General features: G+C 53.4%; 14 protein-coding genes. 3 read left to right on the top strand and 11 right to left on the bottom strand.

Annotation, left to right across the window (positions count from 1 at the left end):
• Positions 1-33 precede the first annotated feature (33 nt).
• The 6 genes from HV334_RS22870 to greB all read right to left on the bottom strand — a co-directional run bounded on the left by HV334_RS22870 (position 34) and on the right by greB (position 7,371).
• Positions 34-984: an Rpn family recombination-promoting nuclease/putative transposase gene (locus HV334_RS22870; RefSeq protein WP_103283370.1), complete on the bottom strand. Its 951-nt coding sequence runs from the start codon at positions 982-984 to the stop codon at positions 34-36.
• A 236-nt stretch (positions 985-1,220) separates the two neighbouring features.
• Positions 1,221-1,457, bottom strand: coding sequence for a [Fe-S]-dependent transcriptional repressor FeoC (gene feoC, locus HV334_RS22865; RefSeq protein ID WP_003023516.1), 237 nt, complete (start codon positions 1,455-1,457; stop codon positions 1,221-1,223).
• Positions 1,458-1,468: 11 nt separating this feature from the next.
• A complete protein-coding gene (gene feoB, locus HV334_RS22860) occupies positions 1,469-3,787 on the bottom strand; it encodes a Fe(2+) transporter permease subunit FeoB (protein WP_016157644.1) in 2,319 nt (772 codons plus the stop codon).
• A gap of 18 nt (positions 3,788-3,805) precedes the next feature.
• The gene (gene feoA / locus HV334_RS22855; RefSeq protein ID WP_003023519.1) at positions 3,806-4,033 is read right to left on the bottom strand and encodes a ferrous iron transporter A; all 228 of its coding nucleotides are present in this window, start codon (positions 4,031-4,033) and stop codon (positions 3,806-3,808) included.
• A gap of 432 nt (positions 4,034-4,465) precedes the next feature.
• Positions 4,466-6,799 (bottom strand): Tex family protein, encoded by a 2,334-nt coding sequence (locus HV334_RS22850; protein WP_049283094.1) that lies wholly within the window; start codon positions 6,797-6,799, stop codon positions 4,466-4,468.
• 98 nt (positions 6,800-6,897) lie between these two features.
• The gene (greB, locus tag HV334_RS22845) at positions 6,898-7,371 is read right to left on the bottom strand and encodes a transcription elongation factor GreB (RefSeq protein ID WP_153689948.1); all 474 of its coding nucleotides are present in this window, start codon (positions 7,369-7,371) and stop codon (positions 6,898-6,900) included.
• Between the two features lie 225 nt (positions 7,372-7,596).
• On the opposite strand from greB, the gene ompR reads away from it, so the two are divergent.
• Both ompR and envZ read left to right on the top strand, forming a co-directional pair.
• Positions 7,597-8,316: a two-component system response regulator OmpR gene (gene ompR, locus HV334_RS22840; RefSeq protein WP_001157751.1), complete on the top strand. Its 720-nt coding sequence runs from the start codon at positions 7,597-7,599 to the stop codon at positions 8,314-8,316.
• Entirely contained in the window at positions 8,313-9,665 is a 1,353-nt protein-coding gene (envZ, locus tag HV334_RS22835) for a two-component system sensor histidine kinase EnvZ (RefSeq protein ID WP_029139732.1), read from the top strand. Before ompR ends, envZ begins: the two co-directional genes overlap by 4 nt.
• Before the next feature lie 74 nt (positions 9,666-9,739).
• Here envZ and pckA read toward each other — a convergent pair whose 3' ends face one another.
• On the bottom strand, positions 9,740-11,362 hold the full coding sequence (gene pckA / locus HV334_RS22830; RefSeq protein WP_016154801.1) for a phosphoenolpyruvate carboxykinase (ATP): 1,623 nt from the start codon (positions 11,360-11,362) through the stop codon (positions 9,740-9,742).
• 378 nt (positions 11,363-11,740) lie between these two features.
• On the opposite strand from pckA, the gene HV334_RS22825 reads away from it, so the two are divergent.
• Positions 11,741-13,459 (top strand): DUF4153 domain-containing protein, encoded by a 1,719-nt coding sequence (locus tag HV334_RS22825; RefSeq protein ID WP_181220929.1) that lies wholly within the window; start codon positions 11,741-11,743, stop codon positions 13,457-13,459.
• Between the two features lie 82 nt (positions 13,460-13,541).
• Here the strand turns inward: HV334_RS22825 and hslO are convergent, their stop codons facing one another.
• The 4 genes from hslO to igaA form a co-directional block, all read right to left on the bottom strand.
• A complete protein-coding gene (gene hslO, locus HV334_RS22820; protein ID WP_016157640.1) occupies positions 13,542-14,420 on the bottom strand; it encodes an Hsp33 family molecular chaperone HslO in 879 nt (292 codons plus the stop codon).
• A gap of 24 nt (positions 14,421-14,444) precedes the next feature.
• Positions 14,445-14,846: a ribosome-associated heat shock protein Hsp15 gene (gene hslR / locus HV334_RS22815; RefSeq protein ID WP_016157639.1), complete on the bottom strand. Its 402-nt coding sequence runs from the start codon at positions 14,844-14,846 to the stop codon at positions 14,445-14,447.
• Between the two features lie 10 nt (positions 14,847-14,856).
• Positions 14,857-15,525: a GMP/IMP nucleotidase gene (gene yrfG / locus HV334_RS22810; protein WP_016157638.1), complete on the bottom strand. Its 669-nt coding sequence runs from the start codon at positions 15,523-15,525 to the stop codon at positions 14,857-14,859.
• A gap of 62 nt (positions 15,526-15,587) precedes the next feature.
• Positions 15,588-17,723 carry an intracellular growth attenuator protein IgaA gene (gene igaA, locus HV334_RS22805; RefSeq protein WP_049283091.1) on the bottom strand — a complete coding sequence of 712 codons (2,136 nt, stop codon included), beginning with the start codon at positions 17,721-17,723 and terminating at the stop codon, positions 15,588-15,590.
• Positions 17,724-17,964 lie beyond the last annotated feature (241 nt).

Here is a 17,964-nt window from a genome sequence, read left to right as displayed (position 1 = left end):
TGCCCGGTAGAGCCGCGCTTACCGGGCTTGAGATTAATGGCTGCGCGTAGCCAGATCCTCAGCGGTCAGTCCGGTAATTCTGAAGATGGTCAGCGGGTCGATACCATCAGCCTGCAGGGTTGATGCAATACGTAAAGCTTCCTCTCGTTTACCTTGTTGCAAGCCCGTTTGTAACCCCTCTTGTAACCCTTTCATATGGCCTTCCTGAAGACCATTAAGATGCCCTTCTTGTCGTAATCTTTCGGCGATAGTCATCAACTTTTCCTTATGTTGGGGTAAACGTTCGGCGACCTCATGAAGAAACTCGGTAAAATGTGCGGTGTCCCCGACCTGCATTAGATAATTAAACAAGGCTTTCAACTGGCTGTCATTAGCGTGTCCTTTAATAATCAGGATGGCCAGTTTTTCTACCAGCCCCATCAAATCGCGTTTACGAATATGTTTTTGGATGAGTTCCAACAGCGCCATCCGGCGATGCTGCATGATCTCGTCATCGGGAACCACGGTGATATCGATCAGTGGAAACGCTGCGGTATAAAGTTGTCTGGCGGCCTTTGGGTCGTCAAATTCGTCCAGCCAGCAGAGTGAGTAGGGGTATGGGCTTGCCGCGCCATGATAAAAAAGCATGGGTATCACTAGCGGGAGTTTTTTGTGACCTGCAGCCAAATGACGATGCATGACCGCAATGGCATAACGCATCAGCCGAAATGCCATATGGGCATCGGCGGTGCTCTGATGCTCAATGATGGTGTAAATATAGCCATCGCCTTCGCGGGTTTTTAATGACCACAGCACATCGGAATAGTACGCGCGCAAATCGTCCTCAATAAAGCTGCCCGATTCCAGTTGTAGCGTTTTCAGATCGCACAGTTTTTGCAAAGAGGCTGGAAGATGGAGCCGAAGAAAGTCGCGTGCGGTAGCAGGGTGGTTTAAGAACGTTTTAAAAATCGCGTCATGCGGCGTAGCAGTCGTGTCAGTATTCATGGCGATCCGTCACCTGAGAAACAAGATGACGAGACTCTACTTCCCTGGTCGCCAGTAATCATCCACGAGTTGATAACGATGCGCGCCAGGCTGGAGGATAGATCTGCTTTGCTGAAACAGAGACATCTTTGTGGAATCCATTACGCAAAAAGCCGGATATCAGCATAAACGCTTTATCCGGCCAGGACGTTTGCAGTCATTTTTAGACCGGAAGCGTAGCGCCATCCGGCATCGAACTAGCGCAAAGCCCACCACTCGCGCAGGCAGGCTTTACCTTCCGGGCAACTCTTGCAGCTTCCGGAAAGACACCCGTCGGCATCTTCCTGAATCCGCACCGCTTTGCCCATCTTTTCTAACTGATTCAGCATGGCGTCAATCATGGGTTGCGGGGTGTGCAGCGTGTGGCTAATTTGAGTTGCCTCCATGCGTCCCCGCAAAGCCAATAAATCACGAACCTGAATAAGCGATGCCATTGTCGATAACCTTAGTGGCAGTCGCCAGTGGTGCTGGAACAGCAGGAGCTTGCCGTCCTGTTGGTCGCCAGCAGTGCGAGATCCACGCGACTGCGAGCTCGACGCAGCAGGCCCAGCAACACAATGTTAAACAGGATGACAGCTAAAATGCACACCAGGCTGTAGGTCGGGTGCTCTTTGTAGCTGACCGCCTGATAAAACAGCGTCGACAGAGAGTAGGCGATGTTCAGGCCCCACAGAATCGAGAAGCTCATCCAGCCACGGCTGGATTCACGTGCAATAGCGCCCATTACCGAAATACACGGCACATACAGCAGCACGAAAATCAGGTAGCTGTAAGCGGCGGCAGCGCTGCCAAATTTTTCGCCCATCACGCCCATTGCACCCGTAGCCATTTCACCGTCGCCCTTGCTGGCTTCAATAGGGTTAGCCAGTACGCTCAGGCTGAAGGTGTCTTTCAGGCTTTGCCAGGTCTCATCTACCGCGCCGAGCAGCTCGTCACCGAGGTGGAAATCTGCCGGGTTGAACTCTTCTTCCTGAATGTTTTCTGCGGTATAGAGCGTGTTCAGCGTACCGACAACCACTTCTTTCGCCATCGCGCCAGTGAACAGACCTACGGTTGCCTGCCAGTTATCTTCGTGAACGCCAATCGGCTTGAAGACCGGCGTGATTACGCGGCTGACGGAAGCCAGAGCAGAGTCGTTGATGTTGTCGACGATTTTTCCGCTCAGCGAGAAACTGTTAAACGCGCTGAGGAAAATGCTGACGATGATGATGACTTTACCCGCACGCAGAACGAAGCCTTTCAGGCGTTGCCAGGTCTGAATAATCAGACTCTTAATGTGCGGCACGTGGTACACCGGCAGCTCCATCACGAACGGCGTTGCTTCGCCACGCATGATGGTGTGTTTGAGCATCAGGCCAGTCAATACCGCCATAACGATGCCCAGTACGTACAGTGAGAAGACCGCCAGCGCACCGTTCTGACCAAAGAACGCTGCGGCAAAGACGGCGAAAATCGCCAGGCGAGCGCCACAGGACATAAACGGCGCCATCATGATGGTCATCAGACGTTCACGCGGGGCGTCCAGCGTACGTGCGCCCATCACTGACGGTACGTTACAGCCAAAGCCGACGATCAGCGGGACAAACGATTTGCCCGGCAGTCCCAGCGCCTGCATCAGACGGTCCATTACAAACGCGGCACGCGCCATGTAACCGGAGTCTTCAAGGAAGGAGAGGAACAGGTACATCATGCCGATTTGCGGTACCAGTGGCAGCACGGTGTTAATCCCGCCGCCAAGACCTTGCGCCAAAAAGATAGTGAGCCAGTCCGGGAAGTGCAGCGTGTAGCCAATCCACTGAATACCATGGATAAAGAGCGCTACGGAGCCGACGTCAAACAACGGTTGCAGCGCGCCGCCAATGTTGATGGCGAGCAGGAACATCAGGTACATCACGAACAGGAAAATCGGCAGCCCGAGGAAGCGGTTGAGGACGATTTTATCTACTGCGGTGGTGAAGCGGCTCGGCTCTGCCGTCAGGGTGTTGCTGACGGTATCGCAGATAGCGGCAATGCACTGATAGCGCGCATCGGCGATATGCAGTGCCGGATCGTCCATTGTCTCGCTCAGACGTGCAATGGCGGCATCAAGGTTTTGCGCGGCATCACCCGCGTAGGCCCGACTGTAGATATCGCCTTCCAGCATCTGCAGGCCCAGCCAGCGGCGCTGTTTTAACGGCATATCTTTGGCCATCGCATCGGCGAGGGAATCCGCTTCCTGCAGCAGCGGCTGGGCATAATGAACCAGCTCGACGGTGTCGTTTTCTTTGTAGCGATCGATCGCCAGCTTTAGCGCTTCAATGCCGCGGGCGCGGGTGGATACCAGCGGAACCACCGGGCAGCCAAGGCGAGCGGAGAGGGCATCGATATCGATACGGATTTGCTGCTTCTCGGCAATATCCAGCATATTCAACGCGACGATGCAGGGGATGCCCAGCTCAAGCAGTTGCAATGTCAGGTAGAGGTTGCGTTCAAGGTTTGAAGCATCGACCACGTTGATCAAGAGATCCGCGTCGCCGCTTAAAATATAGTGACAGGCGATCTGCTCATCGAGAGAGGTCTGGGATGAGATTGTCGTCAGAGAATAGGTGCCGGGTAAATCAACCAGCGTGACCTGGTGGTCCGTCGTTGCGAAATGACCTTCTTTACGCTCAACGGTAACGCCAGCCCAGTTGCCTACACGCTGGCGTGCGCCGGTAAGCTGGTTGAATAAAGTTGTCTTGCCGGAATTAGGATTGCCAATTAAACCAATGGTTAGTTTTTTCATTTTTATAGACTCACTGTATTAACAGGAAACCGCTTCCACTTCTAATAACGCCAGATCTTTCTTACGCAATACCAGACTTACGCGACGCGTTTCGATATGGATAGGATCGCCGAGTGGGGCGACGCGCACCACGTTGAAAGAGGAGCCGGGTAGCATGCCAAGTGACAACAGTTTCTGACGATAAGCCGGGCTGATTTCACGGGCAAAACCGGTAATTTTCCACGCACTGTCAGGAGTGAATTGCATAGGGGCCTACTTATATCTCGCTAACTGGATGATTACCTCATGGGGCGGCAAGGCGGCATGAGGCCAGATGATTAGCCAACGTAAGGAAAGAGTAAATAATCAACAGATCAATGATAATGAGAATGGTTTCTATCATCAATAGAATAAATGTGACGGAATGTACAATTGGATAATAATTTGCGCCAATTTTGATATTCCTCAATATTTATTCTGGTTGGGAACGAATGATTCACGGAAATAATTAGTGAGGATCTTAATGTTTAATTAAGGTTTCATCTGTTAATGAAGTGATAAATATATGGCGGTAAAAAGCGGGAAATAGACTAAATATGCCGGATGGCGACGCATACGCGTGTTATCCGGCTTACAAATTAATTGCGACAAGTCAGCCGGATAAGGAGGTTACACCCCCCATCCGGCACAAAAGTCACACTAGCGTTTTTTACCCATTGCCGCCGCCAGCGCATCCATCATGGCGCTGTTACCCGCAGGCTGTGCGTCACGACCACGAGGTTTCGCGGCTTTTGGCGCCGGGCGATTGCTTTGAGTGCGATCGTTATTCCCGCCGCCGCGACGCGCATTGGTTTCACCCGGCTGCTCGTCCAGACGCATGGTCAGTGCGATACGCTTACGTTGCAGGTCAACTTCCAGCACTTTCACTTTCACAATGTCGCCCGCTTTCACCACGGTGTGTGGATCTTCGACGAACTTATTCGACAATGAAGAGATATGCACCAGACCATCCTGATGAACGCCAATATCAACAAACGCGCCGAAGTTCGTGACGTTAGTGACTGCCCCTTCCAGAATCATTCCCGGCAGCAGATCGTTCATGGTTTCTACGCCATCAGCAAACTGCGCGGTTTTAAATTCAGGACGCGGGTCGCGGCCCGGTTTTTCCAGCTCTTTGATGATGTCGGTGACGGTCGGCACCCCGAAGCGTTCGTCGGTAAAATCGGCTGCTTTCAGATTGCGTAGTTCGTTGCTGTTGCCCATCAGGTCACGCAGCGATTGCTCGGTTGCGGCCAGAATGCGTTCCACAATCGGATAAGCTTCCGGGTGAACGGTAGAAGCATCCAGTGGGTTATCACCATGGTTGATACGCAGGAAGCCCGCGCACTGTTCAAAGGCTTTTGGCCCCAGGCGGCTAACTTTTAGCAGTTGCTGACGGTTCTGAAACTGACCGTTCTCATCGCGCCAGGCGACGATGTTTTGCGCCATCATGCGCGTCAGGCCAGCAACGCGGGTCAGCAGCGGCACGGAAGCGGTATTCAGATCGACGCCGACGGCGTTCACGCAGTCTTCCACCACCGCATCCAACTTGCGCGCCAGCTGCGTCTGGCTTACATCGTGCTGATACTGGCCCACGCCGATAGATTTCGGATCGATTTTCACCAGCTCCGCCAACGGATCCTGCAAACGACGGGCGATAGACACCGCGCCACGCAGCGAAACATCGAGATCCGGGAACTCCAGCGCCGCCAGCTCGGAAGCAGAGTAAACCGATGCCCCGGCTTCGCTGACGATCACCTTCTGCGCGGTCACTTTCGGGAATTGTTTCTGCACGTCGAGGAAGAAACGCTCGGTTTCGCGCGACGCCGTACCGTTACCAATCGCGACCAGCTCAACGTTGTATTTTTCACATAACGCCGCCACGGCAACGGCGGCTTTGGCTGCCTGGCCGGTATGCGGATAAATAGTGTCGGTCGCGACCAGCTTGCCGGTACCGTCAACCACCGCCACTTTTACGCCGGTACGCAGTCCCGGATCGAGACCCATTGTGGCGCGCAGCCCGGCCGGGGCGGCCATCAGCAGGTCATGCAGGTTACGGGCAAAGACGTTGATCGCTTCATCTTCCGCACGTTCACGCACGGTACCCATCAGCTCAGTTTCAAGGTGCATCAGCACTTTGATGCGCCACGTCCAGCTAACAACGCCTTTACGCCAGCTGTCAGCGGGGGCGTTGTTCAGGCGCAGTCCCAGGTGATCCTGGATAATCTGCTCGCCGTGGCTCTCTTTTGGCGGCTCATCGAATTGCGGATCGGCATTTAGTGAAAGCTGCAACACGCCTTCGTTACGACCACGGAACATGGCCAGCGCACGGTGGGATGGAACGGTAGAAATAGGTTCGTGGTGATCGAAGTAGTCGCGGAACTTAGCGCCTTCCTCTTCTTTACCATTAACCACGGCGGCAACCAGATGGGCGTTTTTCCACAAATAATCACGCACTTTTGCCAGCAGCGCAGCGTCTTCGGCGAAGCGCTCCATCAGAATGTAGCGTGCGCCATCGAGGGCTGCTTTGGTATCGGCCACGCCGTTTTCAGCGTTGAGATATTTTGCAGCTTCTGTTTCCGGGTCATGGGACGGTTCGTTCCACAGCAGATCTGCCAGCGGCTCCAGTCCGGCCTCAATGGCTATCTGCCCACGGGTGCGGCGCTTAGGTTTGTACGGCAGATAGAGATCTTCGAGTTCGGTCTTACTTAACGTGCCGTTGATCGCGTTCGCCAGATCGTCGGTCAGTTTGCCTTGCTCGCCGATAGATTTCAGGATTGCCTGACGGCGGTCTTCCAGTTCACGCAGATATCCCAGACGGGTCTCCAGATTACGCAGTTGCGTATCGTCCAGACCGCCGGTGATTTCCTTACGATAACGTGCGATAAACGGCACGGTGTTCCCTTCGTCAAGCAGGCGAACGGCAGCTTCTACCTGTTCAGCACGAGCCTGAATTTCACCTGCGATAATGCGGCAGAAAGAATCATTCATCATGGATAGCTTCGTCTATAGGATAAAAAATCAGGGGATAGTTATACGGATTGACTGGCAAAAATGCCAGTCATCTACCGGGGCTTCGGATTGTTCCGGTCTCACTTAACGTATTTAATTTCGTTCACGTACCAGCTGGCTTCACCACCAGGGGTGTTGACTATCGCGAGATCGCCGACCTCTTTTTTCAGCAGCGCCCGCGCCATCGGTGAGTCGATAGAAATGTAATCTTTACGACCGAAGATCTCATCGTAGCCGACAATACGGAATTTACGGATGTCGCCATCGTCATTTTCAACCTCGACCCACGCGCCAAAGAAGACTTTGCCCTCTTGCTGCGGGGAGTAATCGACGATTTTCAAATTCTCCATGCACTTGGTCAAATAACGGACACGGCGGTCGATCTCACGCAGACGCTTTTTATTATACTGGTAGTCGGCATTTTCGCTGCGGTCACCCAGACTTGCGGCCCAGGTAACCTTTTTGGTGACTTCCGGGCGCTCTTCACGCCAGAGGTAATTCAGCTCTTGTTTGAGTTTTTCATACCCTTCGCGGGTTATCAGGGGCGTTTTCATCTTATTGTTTTACCTTCGACTCTGTGATGATGCGCACAATTAGTATTACGCGAGCATATCAACAGAATAAATAATGTATTGCGAGAAACATTGTATACTTAAGCTGCTGTTTAATATGCTTTGTAACAATTTAGCCTGGAATTCATACCAGAATTCGCTGGTGACTCACGTTAGCTTTCTTAAGAATATACACTTAATTGTTGCGAACCTTTGGGAGTAATAACAATGCAAGAGAACTATAAGATTCTGGTGGTCGATGACGACATGCGCTTGCGTGCGCTTCTGGAGCGTTATCTGACCGAGCAGGGCTTCCAGGTTCGAAGCGTCGCTAACGCTGAGCAGATGGATCGTCTGCTGACCCGTGAGTCCTTTCACCTGATGGTGCTGGATTTAATGCTGCCGGGAGAAGATGGCCTGTCTATTTGCCGTCGCCTGCGCAGTCAAAGCAACCCGATGCCGATCATTATGGTCACGGCGAAGGGTGAAGAAGTCGATCGTATCGTTGGGCTGGAAATCGGCGCTGACGATTACATTCCGAAACCGTTTAACCCGCGAGAACTGCTGGCGCGTATTCGCGCTGTACTGCGTCGTCAGGCGAACGAACTGCCGGGCGCGCCTTCTCAGGAAGAAGCGGTCATTGCTTTTGGTAAGTTTAAACTGAACCTCGGTACGCGTGAAATGTTCCGTGAAGATGAGCCAATGCCGCTCACCAGTGGGGAATTTGCGGTACTGAAAGCGCTGGTAAGCCACCCGCGCGAGCCGTTGTCCCGCGACAAGCTGATGAACCTGGCCCGTGGTCGTGAATATTCGGCGATGGAGCGTTCTATCGATGTCCAGATTTCTCGTCTGCGCCGTATGGTGGAAGAGGACCCGGCGCATCCGCGCTACATTCAGACCGTGTGGGGTCTCGGCTACGTCTTTGTTCCGGACGGTTCTAAAGCATGAGGCGAATGCGCTTCTCGCCACGAAGTTCGTTTGCCCGCACGTTATTGCTCATCGTCACCTTGCTGTTTGCCAGCCTGGTGACGACTTACCTGGTAGTGCTGAACTTCGCGATACTGCCGAGCCTCCAGCAGTTTAATAAGGTCCTGGCCTACGAAGTTCGTATGCTGATGACCGATAAACTGCAGCTGGAGGACGGTACGCAACTGGTGGTGCCGCCCGCATTCCGCCGGGAAATTTATCGTGAGCTGGGTATTTCCCTCTATTCCAACGAGGCCGCTGAAGAAGCTGGACTGCGTTGGGCGCAACACTATGAATTCTTAAGCCATCAGATGGCGCAGCAGCTGGGCGGTCCGACGGAAGTCCGCGTTGAGGTGAACAAAAGCTCGCCGGTCGTATGGCTGAAAACCTGGCTGTCGCCCAATATCTGGGTACGCGTGCCGCTGACGGAGATCCATCAGGGCGATTTCTCACCGCTGTTCCGCTACACGCTGGCGATTATGCTGTTGGCTATCGGTGGCGCGTGGCTGTTTATCCGTATCCAGAACCGACCGCTGGTGGATCTTGAACATGCGGCGCTGCAGGTGGGGAAAGGTATCATTCCGCCGCCGCTGCGTGAGTATGGCGCTTCAGAGGTGCGCTCCGTTACCCGAGCCTTTAACCATATGGCCGCGGGTGTGAAGCAACTGGCTGATGACCGTACGCTGTTAATGGCGGGCGTGAGCCACGATTTACGTACTCCGCTGACGCGTATTCGTCTGGCGACCGAAATGATGGGCGAAGAGGATGGTTATCTCGCGGAGTCCATCAATAAGGACATCGAAGAGTGTAATGCCATTATCGAGCAGTTCATCGATTATCTGCGTACCGGTCAGGAGATGCCGATGGAGATGGCGGATCTGAACTCGGTATTAGGCGAAGTGGTCGCAGCGGAAAGCGGCTATGAACGTGAAATCGAAACTGCGCTGCTGCCGGGCAGCATTCAGGTGAAAATGCACCCGCTGTCGATCAAGCGTGCGGTTGCCAATATGGTGGTTAACGCCGCCCGTTACGGCAACGGCTGGATTAAGGTCAGCAGCGGTACGGAGACGCATCGCGCCTGGTTCCAGGTAGAAGATGATGGTCCGGGCATCAAGCCGGAGCAGCGTAAACACCTGTTCCAGCCGTTTGTCCGCGGCGACAGCGCGCGTAGTACCAGCGGCACGGGCCTGGGTCTGGCGATTGTGCAGCGTATTATCGATAACCATAACGGTATGCTGGAAATTGGCACCAGTGAACGAGGAGGGTTGTCGATCCGCGCCTGGCTTCCGGTTCCCTTCACTCGCGCGCAGGGCATCACGAAAGACGCATAAGAAAGGGAGGCGAAATGCCTCCCTTTTTGTTGCTGTAGGCCGGATAAGGCGAAACCGCCATCCGGCACTCTTCGTTACAGCTTCGGTCCGGCGCTAACCAGCGCTTCACCCGCAGGGGTATCGGTGTATTTCTCGAAGTTCTCGATAAACAGTTTCGCCAGTGCGTTGGCTTTTTCCTGCCACTGCTCCGGAGAAGCATAGGTATTACGCGGATCGAGAATGCGAGTATCCACGCCCGGCAGCTCGGTTGGGATAGCCAGGTCAAACATCGGCAGACGGAACGTTTCTGCGTCATCCAGCGAACCGTTCAGGATAGCGTCGATAATCGCGCGGGTATCTTTGATAGAGATACGCTTGCCGGTACCGTTCCAGCCGGTGTTAACCAGATATGCCTGCGCACCTGCCGCCTGCATACGTTTCACCAGTACTTCTGCGTACTGCGTTGGGTGCAGTGACAGGAATGCTGCGCCAAAGCAGGCTGAGAAGGTTGGGGTTGGTTCGGTGACGCCACGTTCGGTACCGGCCAGTTTGGCGGTGAAGCCAGACAGGAAGTGGTACTGGGTTTGGTCTGCCGTCAGACGAGAGACCGGCGGCAGCACGCCAAACGCGTCGGCGGTCAGGAAGATCACTTTGGTGGCGTGACCCGCTTTTGACACCGGCTTAACGATGTTATCGATGTGATAAATCGGGTAGGACACGCGGGTGTTTTCGGTTTTGGAACCGTCGTCGAAGTCGATGGAACCATCTGCGCGCACGGTGACGTTTTCCAGCAGCGCGTCACGACGGATTGCGTTGTAGATTTCCGGCTCGGCATCTTTAGACAGTTTGATGGTCTTCGCGTAGCAACCGCCTTCAAAGTTAAACACGCCGTCGTCATCCCAGCCGTGTTCGTCATCGCCAATCAGGCGGCGTTTCGGATCGGTGGACAGCGTTGTTTTACCCGTACCGGACAGGCCAAAGAAGACTGCCACATCACCTTTTTCCCCGACGTTTGCCGAGCAGTGCATGGAGGCAATGCCTTTCAGCGGCAGCAGGTAGTTCATTACGGAGAACATACCTTTCTTCATTTCGCCGCCGTACCAGGTGCCACCAATCAACTGGATACGCTCAGTCAGGTTGAAAGCCACGAAGTTTTCGGAGTTCAGACCCTGCTCTTTCCACTGCGGGTTAGTGCATTTAGCGCCGTTCATCACGATGAAATCAGGTTTGAAATCAACCAGCTCTTCGTCGCTTGGGCGGATGAACATGTTTTTAACAAAATGCGCCTGCCAGGCTACTTCGGTAATGAAGCGTACGGAAAGGCGGGTATCGGCGTTAGCGCCGCAGAATGCATCAATGATAAACAGACGCTTACCGGAAAGCTGCTGGGTGACTAATCCTTTCAGATGCTGCCAGGTTTCCGGGGAGAGCGGTTTGTTGTCGTTCTTACCTTTACCTTTGTCGGACCACCAGAGCGTGTCGCGCGTGGTGTCGTCACGGACAATATACTTATCCTTTGGCGAACGTCCGGTAAAGATACCGGTATCAACGGCAACGGCGCCCAGGTTTGTTAACACGCCACGCTCATAACCTTCCAGGTTTGGATCAAGTTCCTCCTGGAAAAGCGTGTCGTAGTCTGGATTGTAAACGATATCCTGAACGTCATTGATACCATAAGCCTTGAGATCTTGCGGGGTTAAACTGTTGTTCACACGCATTTCACTGCTCCTTAGCCAATATGTATTACCTGGAATAGTAAGGTTTTTTAGGGATTGCTAACCGCGACAAGGCTCATAGATTTACGCATCCGGGAAAATCACGGATAACCGAATGCGCTGCGACTCCTGTCACAAAGAGGCGGATATTATGGCAGGAAACCCTTTTTTGTTGTGGAAAATGTTCTTAAAACGTTAATAGAGAGTGTTTTTGGCGGGAAACTTGTGAGTGTAATCGCATTCACGTAAGAAAATAACGTAACTCATACATAAACAATATCGATTCACTTCCCGCCGCAGTGGTCCGGGATCGGCCTATCAATGCTCAAAATTGTGAAGTTGATGCGATAATTACCTTTTCACTTCATTCTGGGTGACGACATGGATAGTGTTGAGCTTTCACGTACTACTCGCTGGGGCATGATATCTATCGGCCTGTTACAGGGGATATTGTGCTACCTGCTGATGACATATCTGGTGCCGCATAATGACGGCTGGCTGTTCTATGGCATGCCCGCGACAATTGCTCTCTCCTCGGCGCTTTTACTCACTGTTGTCTCTTTCAAACAACGCGCGCTGTGGTACTGGATGGCGCTGATCTTTGTTGTCGTGCTGGCGATGAGCGTCTGGCTAAAGTGGCAAGTCGAGGGCAGCGATAAGTGGCGGCAAAATGATATTTTTATGTTGTACGGCTGGCGCTTACTGCTGATGGCGATGCTGGCATTGCCATGGATTCAGTACTCGCTCCACGCATCCCGCCAGCAGGCCCGTTATGCGCAGTTTTATACGAGTTTGTGGCTTAATGCGCTGACGTTACTGATTGTCTTTGTCGCCAACGGTCTGTTCTGGATGGTGCTCCTGCTATGGAGCGAGATGTTTAAGCTCGTTGGTATTACCTTCTTCGACACGCTTTTCTTTGATACCGACTGGTTTGGCTACGTGGCCTTTGGCCTGGTTACCGCACTGGCGGTGGTACTGACCCGCACGCAGTCGCGTCTGGTTGCGGCGGTCCAAAAGTTACTGACTTTGATCGCCACCGGTCTGTTACCCCTGGTCGCGCTGCTGGCGCTGATGTTTGTGCTGACCTTGCCCTTCACCGGCCTGGAGGCTATCTCGCAGCGGGTGTCTGCGGCCGGGTTGATGTCAACGCTGGCGCTGCTCCTGCTGCTGTTGATGGCTATCGTTCGCGAGCCGCAGAAAGAGGCGCTTCCCTATCCAGCCGCGTTACGCTACCTGATCAAATGCGCCCTGGTTGTCGCGCCCATCTATATGCTGATTGCCGGTTGGTCACTGTGGGTGCGAATTCAACAGTACGGTTGGACGCCAGAGCGTTTATATGGCGTGCTGGTGGTCTGCGTGCTGCTGCTCTGGTCGTTTGGCTATCTGGCGAGTATTTTACGCCGTGGGCGCAATCCGCTTGAGCTTCAGGGGAAGGTGATTCTTAGCGTTTCGTTGCTGGCGTTGGGGCTGTTGATTTTGCTGTCGTCGCCGGTTATTGATGCCTGGCGCATCAGCGTCAACAGCCATATGGGGCGGTATCACAGCGGGAAAATTAAGCCGGATCAGGTCAGCCTGTATATGTTGAGTAATAGCGGAAAACCGGGACGTGCGGCGTTGGAGGCATTACAAAAAGATGCGGCGTTTAACCAAGACACTAAGCGCCGGCGCGACTTAAATTCTCTGCTGCAAGGACGTCGCGATCCCATTCAGAACCTGACAGCCACTCAACTAGCGCCGAAAGTGATGATTGCTCCAGGTAGCAGGCAACCCGATGAGACCTTCTGGGCGTTTGTCAAAGGGCAGAGCTACCGCATTACATCCTGCGTTGAGCAGGATGCATGCGTCCTGGTCGATCAGGACCTCAATGCTGATGGTAAGCCTGAGCAGGTGCTGTATGCTTTTGGCGATGGTGAGAGTCTGGTCTTTGCCAGGAAAGAGGATAAATGGGAACTCATCGCATCAGGTCAGCTACCTGCAGGATTCAATAAGGATAAACTGCTGCAGGCGGTGGCGAATCATCAACTGGATTCAGCCCCCAGAGTTTGGCGTGATATCACCATTGATGGCACCCGATTGCCGATGAATTATTACAACGAGTGAGCGTGTTGCGGATAGCGTTTTGATGGATGGCGGTGCGAACGCCTATCCGGTCGACGATAGTGGGCCGGATAGGCTGTAGTGATTAATGTACCTGCGGGTCTGCCGGGGAAGCGTTGCTGCGGATCTCAGCAATGTCCATGGCGTTAAACAGATAGTGGCTCCCGCAGTAATCGCAGTGCATATCGATCTCGCCTTCTTCCGCCAGAATGCTGTCCACTTCTTCGTCCGGCAGCGTTTTCAGTGCGCCAGCGCAGCGTTCGCGTGAACAGGTGCATTTGAACTCAACGTCCTGCGGATCGTAGAGAGTAACCTCTTCTTCGTGGTACAAGCGCCACAGCACTTCGTTGGCCGGGAGCGTTAACAGCTCTTCAGTTTTGATGGTTTCGGTCAGGGCTGTCAGGTGATCGAAATCATCTGCCTGCGCGTTTTGCGCCGGCATTACCTGCAGAAGCATCCCGCCAGCAGCGGGTTTGCCATCGACGTCGCCAGTACGGATAAACAGACGTGTCGGCAACTGTTCAGAACGCATGAAGTAATCTTCCAGACAGGCGGCCAGCGTGTCGCCTTCCAGACCAACCACGCCCTGATAGCGCTCGCCTTCTTCTGGGGTAATGGTGATCACCAGGTAGCCGTTGCCTACCAGCGTTTTGAGATCAGCGCCTTCAGGGATATCGCCCTGCATACGGGCCACGCCGCGCATCTGCTGATTGTTGTTGCCGTTAATGACGGCCAGGCTCAGCGGACCATCGCCCTGCAGCTGTACGGTGATATCACCGGCAAACTTCAGCGTGGCGGTGAGCAGGCTGGTGGCGACCAGCAGTTCAGCCAGTACGTTCTTGACCGGCTGCGGGTAAGTATGATTTTCGAGGATCTGTTGCAGGGTTTCCGAAACGGTCACCAGCTCGCCGCGCACGGCAAAGTTTTCAAACAGATAACGATGTAATTGGTCATGTTGCGGCATAATCATCTCTCTTGCAGGTGACAGTCACTCGCTGTCGCCATGTTTAAATCGTAACAGGTCGCGGCGCTCTTTCTTGTCCGGTCGCCTGTCTGGGTGCGGCATGGTTAACGCGTTAAGTTTACGCGCCAGCGCCACTTTTTCGCGTTTTTCTACGCTTTCCGCGGTTTCTTCATACAGCGTAACGGCTTCCGTGGCCGGGCGACGCTGCTCGGTAATAGCCTTGATAATGACCGTTCGCTCGTCATTTCCCTGGCGCAGGGTGAGGGTGGCGTTCAGCTCGACAATTTTGCTCGGTTTGCTGCGCTGGCCGTTGTAATGCACCTTACCGCCTTCAACCATTTCGCGGGCTAGCGCACGCGTTTTGTAAAAGCGTGCAGCCCACAGCCATTTATCCAGCCTGACTTCAGCAGAGGGCTTTTCTTTCATGGCGTCTCCTTCACATCAGTGAGGGGATCAGTCGGCGGTAGTCATTCAGTGACGGATGGCGTGCGTACTGTTTTTCCGCGATGCCTGAGTCGGGATTGGTCACGCCGAGGCAGTAACGAATACCGTACAGAGCAGCGGCGTCGAGAATGGGTTCGCTGTCATCAATAAACAGCGTCTTCTCTGCACTCATTCCCGTTTCTTCAGCCACAGCGTGCCATAACCGCTGATCCTCTTTGGGATAACCAAATGTGTGGGTGGAAAGTAATAAATCAAGGTGTGAGGCCAGACCGGTATGCTCCAGCTTCACCGCCAGGTTATGGGGATGCGCGTTGGTGAGCAAAATACGGCGCTTGCCGCTGGCTTTTAAGGCATCAAGAAACGGTACAGTATCTTCACGCAAAACGGCGCGCGGTCCCTGTTCCGTTGTCATGGCGCAAATATCAAGATCCAGGCATTCGCTCCAGTAATCCAGGCAGTACCAGTTTAGCGTATGCTGCACGGCATGATACTGCTGACGAATATAGTCCTGGGCTTCCTGGGGAGAGATACCCTGTTTCGCGCCATAGGTTTCCGGCACCAGTTTTTGCCAGAAATAGTTATCGAATGCCAGGTCGAGCAGCGTGCCGTCCATATCTAACAACACGGTATCGACATCCTGCCAGGCAATATTGATCTGCATGGAAACTCCCCAGAAGAAAACATGATGCGCGACAGGGTAGCATATCCTGTCGCGCGAGCGTGTTATCGAATCAGGCTTTCCGGGTTGTCAATCAGCGTTGGATTCAGGCAACTTTCGTAGTAGCTCTGAATTTCCGTGATGCGGGAGCGGTGACGCTGGTAGCGTCTGAAAGCCTGTATGCTGTTGTAGACAGCGCATCCGAGCATGGAGAACATCAGCAGCGTCGTGCCAAGGTAACGCCATAATCCTGAACGATCCGGGATACGGTGCAGGCCAATGTGCTGGGTGCCATTGGCGTCGGTCGAAATATTGGTGACGATCCCCTCCGCGCGAAACGGCGTCTGCATCAGCATCTGCGCCAGACGCTGGAAGGCGTTCCACTGTTCCTGTGGGGGATAGTCATATAGCGAGGTTGTCGGCCACGGCTGATCGACCAGATCGCTGCCTTCGTCGCTGATAATCAGGAAACCGCCAGGGGCTGGGCTATTCAGCGTCTGGGCCGCTCGCGCAGTCTCGCGTGAAATAAACGGCGCCGTAGAGGTATTCACCAGATTATCCAACGACTCCGCGCTTACCGGACGCAGCAGCACGTTCACGCCATCCAGTTTGCCTGCGTTTGCCCGTTTCACCAGCGCCGTCCAGTCTTTACTGTTACCAAGGTTAACCAGTGCATTTTTTAAACGTACACATTCATCTTTGGCCGCGCACAGATCGGCCGTTTTCAGGACGATCTCGCCAAAATCGTCCAGTAACACCATTCCGGACTTTTGGATTGCCGAGCGTAACGATGCGCTGACGCGAGAGTCATCATCCGCTTTGGGGTGCAGTTGGCGGTTCACCGCCTGCGTGAGCGCGGTGGCTTTATTAACCAGGTCGGACTCAGGCAGCGGTAATGCGCGCGCGTCATTCCAGATAATTTGCGTGCAATCGAAAGGCATAAACGGCGCGGAAGGCTGCGCATTCCAGCTCCCCTGGGTATGAATGTTACACATACCCGTACCGCTCAGATGCAGCGTGTCACCCACGCGAACGCCCGCGTTTTCAAGCTGTTTAACGCTGGTGGCTTCGATAGTTTGTGCGCCCTTCATCCAGGAAAGCGTAAGCTTTATCGGCATATCCAGCGGGATCCAAAACAGCAGCATCAGCAGCACCAGCAACGAGCCGCCCGCGATGACGGCGTTGCGCAGCCAGTGCTGTAACGGGAAGTTTTTGACTTCATCATGCAGCGATAAAAAACGCCCCTGGCGTACAACGTGGCGATCGAGATAAATATCAATATCCGTTTGCTGGCCAAGATCTTGTGCGATGTAAGGCTGCCAGTGCGGTGGATAAATCAGATCAATAATACCTAGCGAGATATTATTAATTTGCTCCTGGTCGTTTTCGCCAAACAGCCCCCAGCGACGCGGCGTACCGCGCAGACAATGAATTTCCCGCAGGGCGGTTTTAGACGGTGGGGCAAACAGCCCCCACAGACCCGCAGCCAGTAGCAGCACCGCGCCACCAAATGTCCACGGAACAAACGTATCCGGGATTATCAAACAGAAAAAGAACAGCAGGAACGATGCGGCAATCAGTAACGCCTCGCGCAATCCCGACGGGCGGCTGAGCGCATATTCTTCATGGGTTTCCTGGCGAATATTCAGCAGTTCAATCTGCTCGCTTTCTTCACCGCGAATGGACGCCTGGGTAGAAGCGGTGTGCTGTAACGCATAGCCACGCGCTTCCTGCATATATTCCTGCAGCGTATGGCCGTTCAGGGAGATAACCAGCGGTATCGTATTGGTGTGGATTAGCTCAACGCTGTTTTCGTCATTGATGTATTGTTCCCAGAAAGGGGGAAGATGTACCTCAACGGAATCAAGATAGTAACGCCATTTGTTAGGATCGTCGGTAGTAATGCCGTAACGTGTAATCGCGTGCGTAAGTACGATGACGCTATTACTTTGGGCATTCAGCGTTAATGACACCGGCGCGGAGCTGGCGCCCGTTGGACCAGGTACCTGCTGAATTTGACTAAGGCTTTCGAGATAGTTTTCGACTGCACTGCGCTCTTCAGGCGTGAGTTTACGCTTCGAGGCGTCTGAGAAGACGTTGCTCAAGGGTAAATTTTTCCGTCTGGATTTCGTTCTGAGTAGCCATCCTGCAAGCAATGAGCAGGCCAGCAAAGCAGCTAAAAAAATCAGAATGGTGCTCATGCTTTCCCCATCTTACTTAGTCTGTCAGGCGTGGTCAGTCGCACCCTGTTCAATATTCGTGATTCTGTGATTGGCTATCGGCAAGTGTGGAGTCGAACTTGAGCATCTTTAAGTACAGCCCAGTAAATGCGAATCATAGCAAAATCACTAAAAATGGAATATCAGCAAATTCCTGGAGTTATTTCAACCTATTGACTTTTAATTTGAAATAGGGATTAACTTTTAGTACGTTACATAAATG

The organism is Citrobacter sp. RHBSTW-00944 (assembly GCF_013615435.1).
Taxonomy (GTDB): domain Bacteria; phylum Pseudomonadota; class Gammaproteobacteria; order Enterobacterales; family Enterobacteriaceae; genus Citrobacter; species Citrobacter braakii.
Note: the sequence above shows the minus strand (reverse complement) of the source record. Positions and strands in the feature narration are given on the sequence as shown.

Coding starts and splice junctions, on each gene's coding strand:
- HV334_RS22870 (WP_103283370.1), bottom strand. CDS start 984: ATGAATACTGACACGACTGCTACGCCGCATGACGCGATTTTTAAAACG.
- feoC (WP_003023516.1), bottom strand. CDS start 1,457: ATGGCATCGCTTATTCAGGTTCGTGATTTATTGGCTTTGCGGGGACGC.
- feoB (WP_016157644.1), bottom strand. CDS start 3,787: ATGAAAAAACTAACCATTGGTTTAATTGGCAATCCTAATTCCGGCAAG.
- feoA (WP_003023519.1), bottom strand. CDS start 4,033: ATGCAATTCACTCCTGACAGTGCGTGGAAAATTACCGGTTTTGCCCGT.
- HV334_RS22850 (WP_049283094.1), bottom strand. CDS start 6,799: ATGATGAATGATTCTTTCTGCCGCATTATCGCAGGTGAAATTCAGGCT.
- greB (WP_153689948.1), bottom strand. CDS start 7,371: ATGAAAACGCCCCTGATAACCCGCGAAGGGTATGAAAAACTCAAACAA.
- ompR (WP_001157751.1), top strand. CDS start 7,597: ATGCAAGAGAACTATAAGATTCTGGTGGTCGATGACGACATGCGCTTG.
- envZ (WP_029139732.1), top strand. CDS start 8,313: ATGAGGCGAATGCGCTTCTCGCCACGAAGTTCGTTTGCCCGCACGTTA.
- pckA (WP_016154801.1), bottom strand. CDS start 11,362: ATGCGTGTGAACAACAGTTTAACCCCGCAAGATCTCAAGGCTTATGGT.
- HV334_RS22825 (WP_181220929.1), top strand. CDS start 11,741: ATGGATAGTGTTGAGCTTTCACGTACTACTCGCTGGGGCATGATATCT.
- hslO (WP_016157640.1), bottom strand. CDS start 14,420: ATGCCGCAACATGACCAATTACATCGTTATCTGTTTGAAAACTTTGCC.
- hslR (WP_016157639.1), bottom strand. CDS start 14,846: ATGAAAGAAAAGCCCTCTGCTGAAGTCAGGCTGGATAAATGGCTGTGG.
- yrfG (WP_016157638.1), bottom strand. CDS start 15,525: ATGCAGATCAATATTGCCTGGCAGGATGTCGATACCGTGTTGTTAGAT.
- igaA (WP_049283091.1), bottom strand. CDS start 17,723: ATGAGCACCATTCTGATTTTTTTAGCTGCTTTGCTGGCCTGCTCATTG.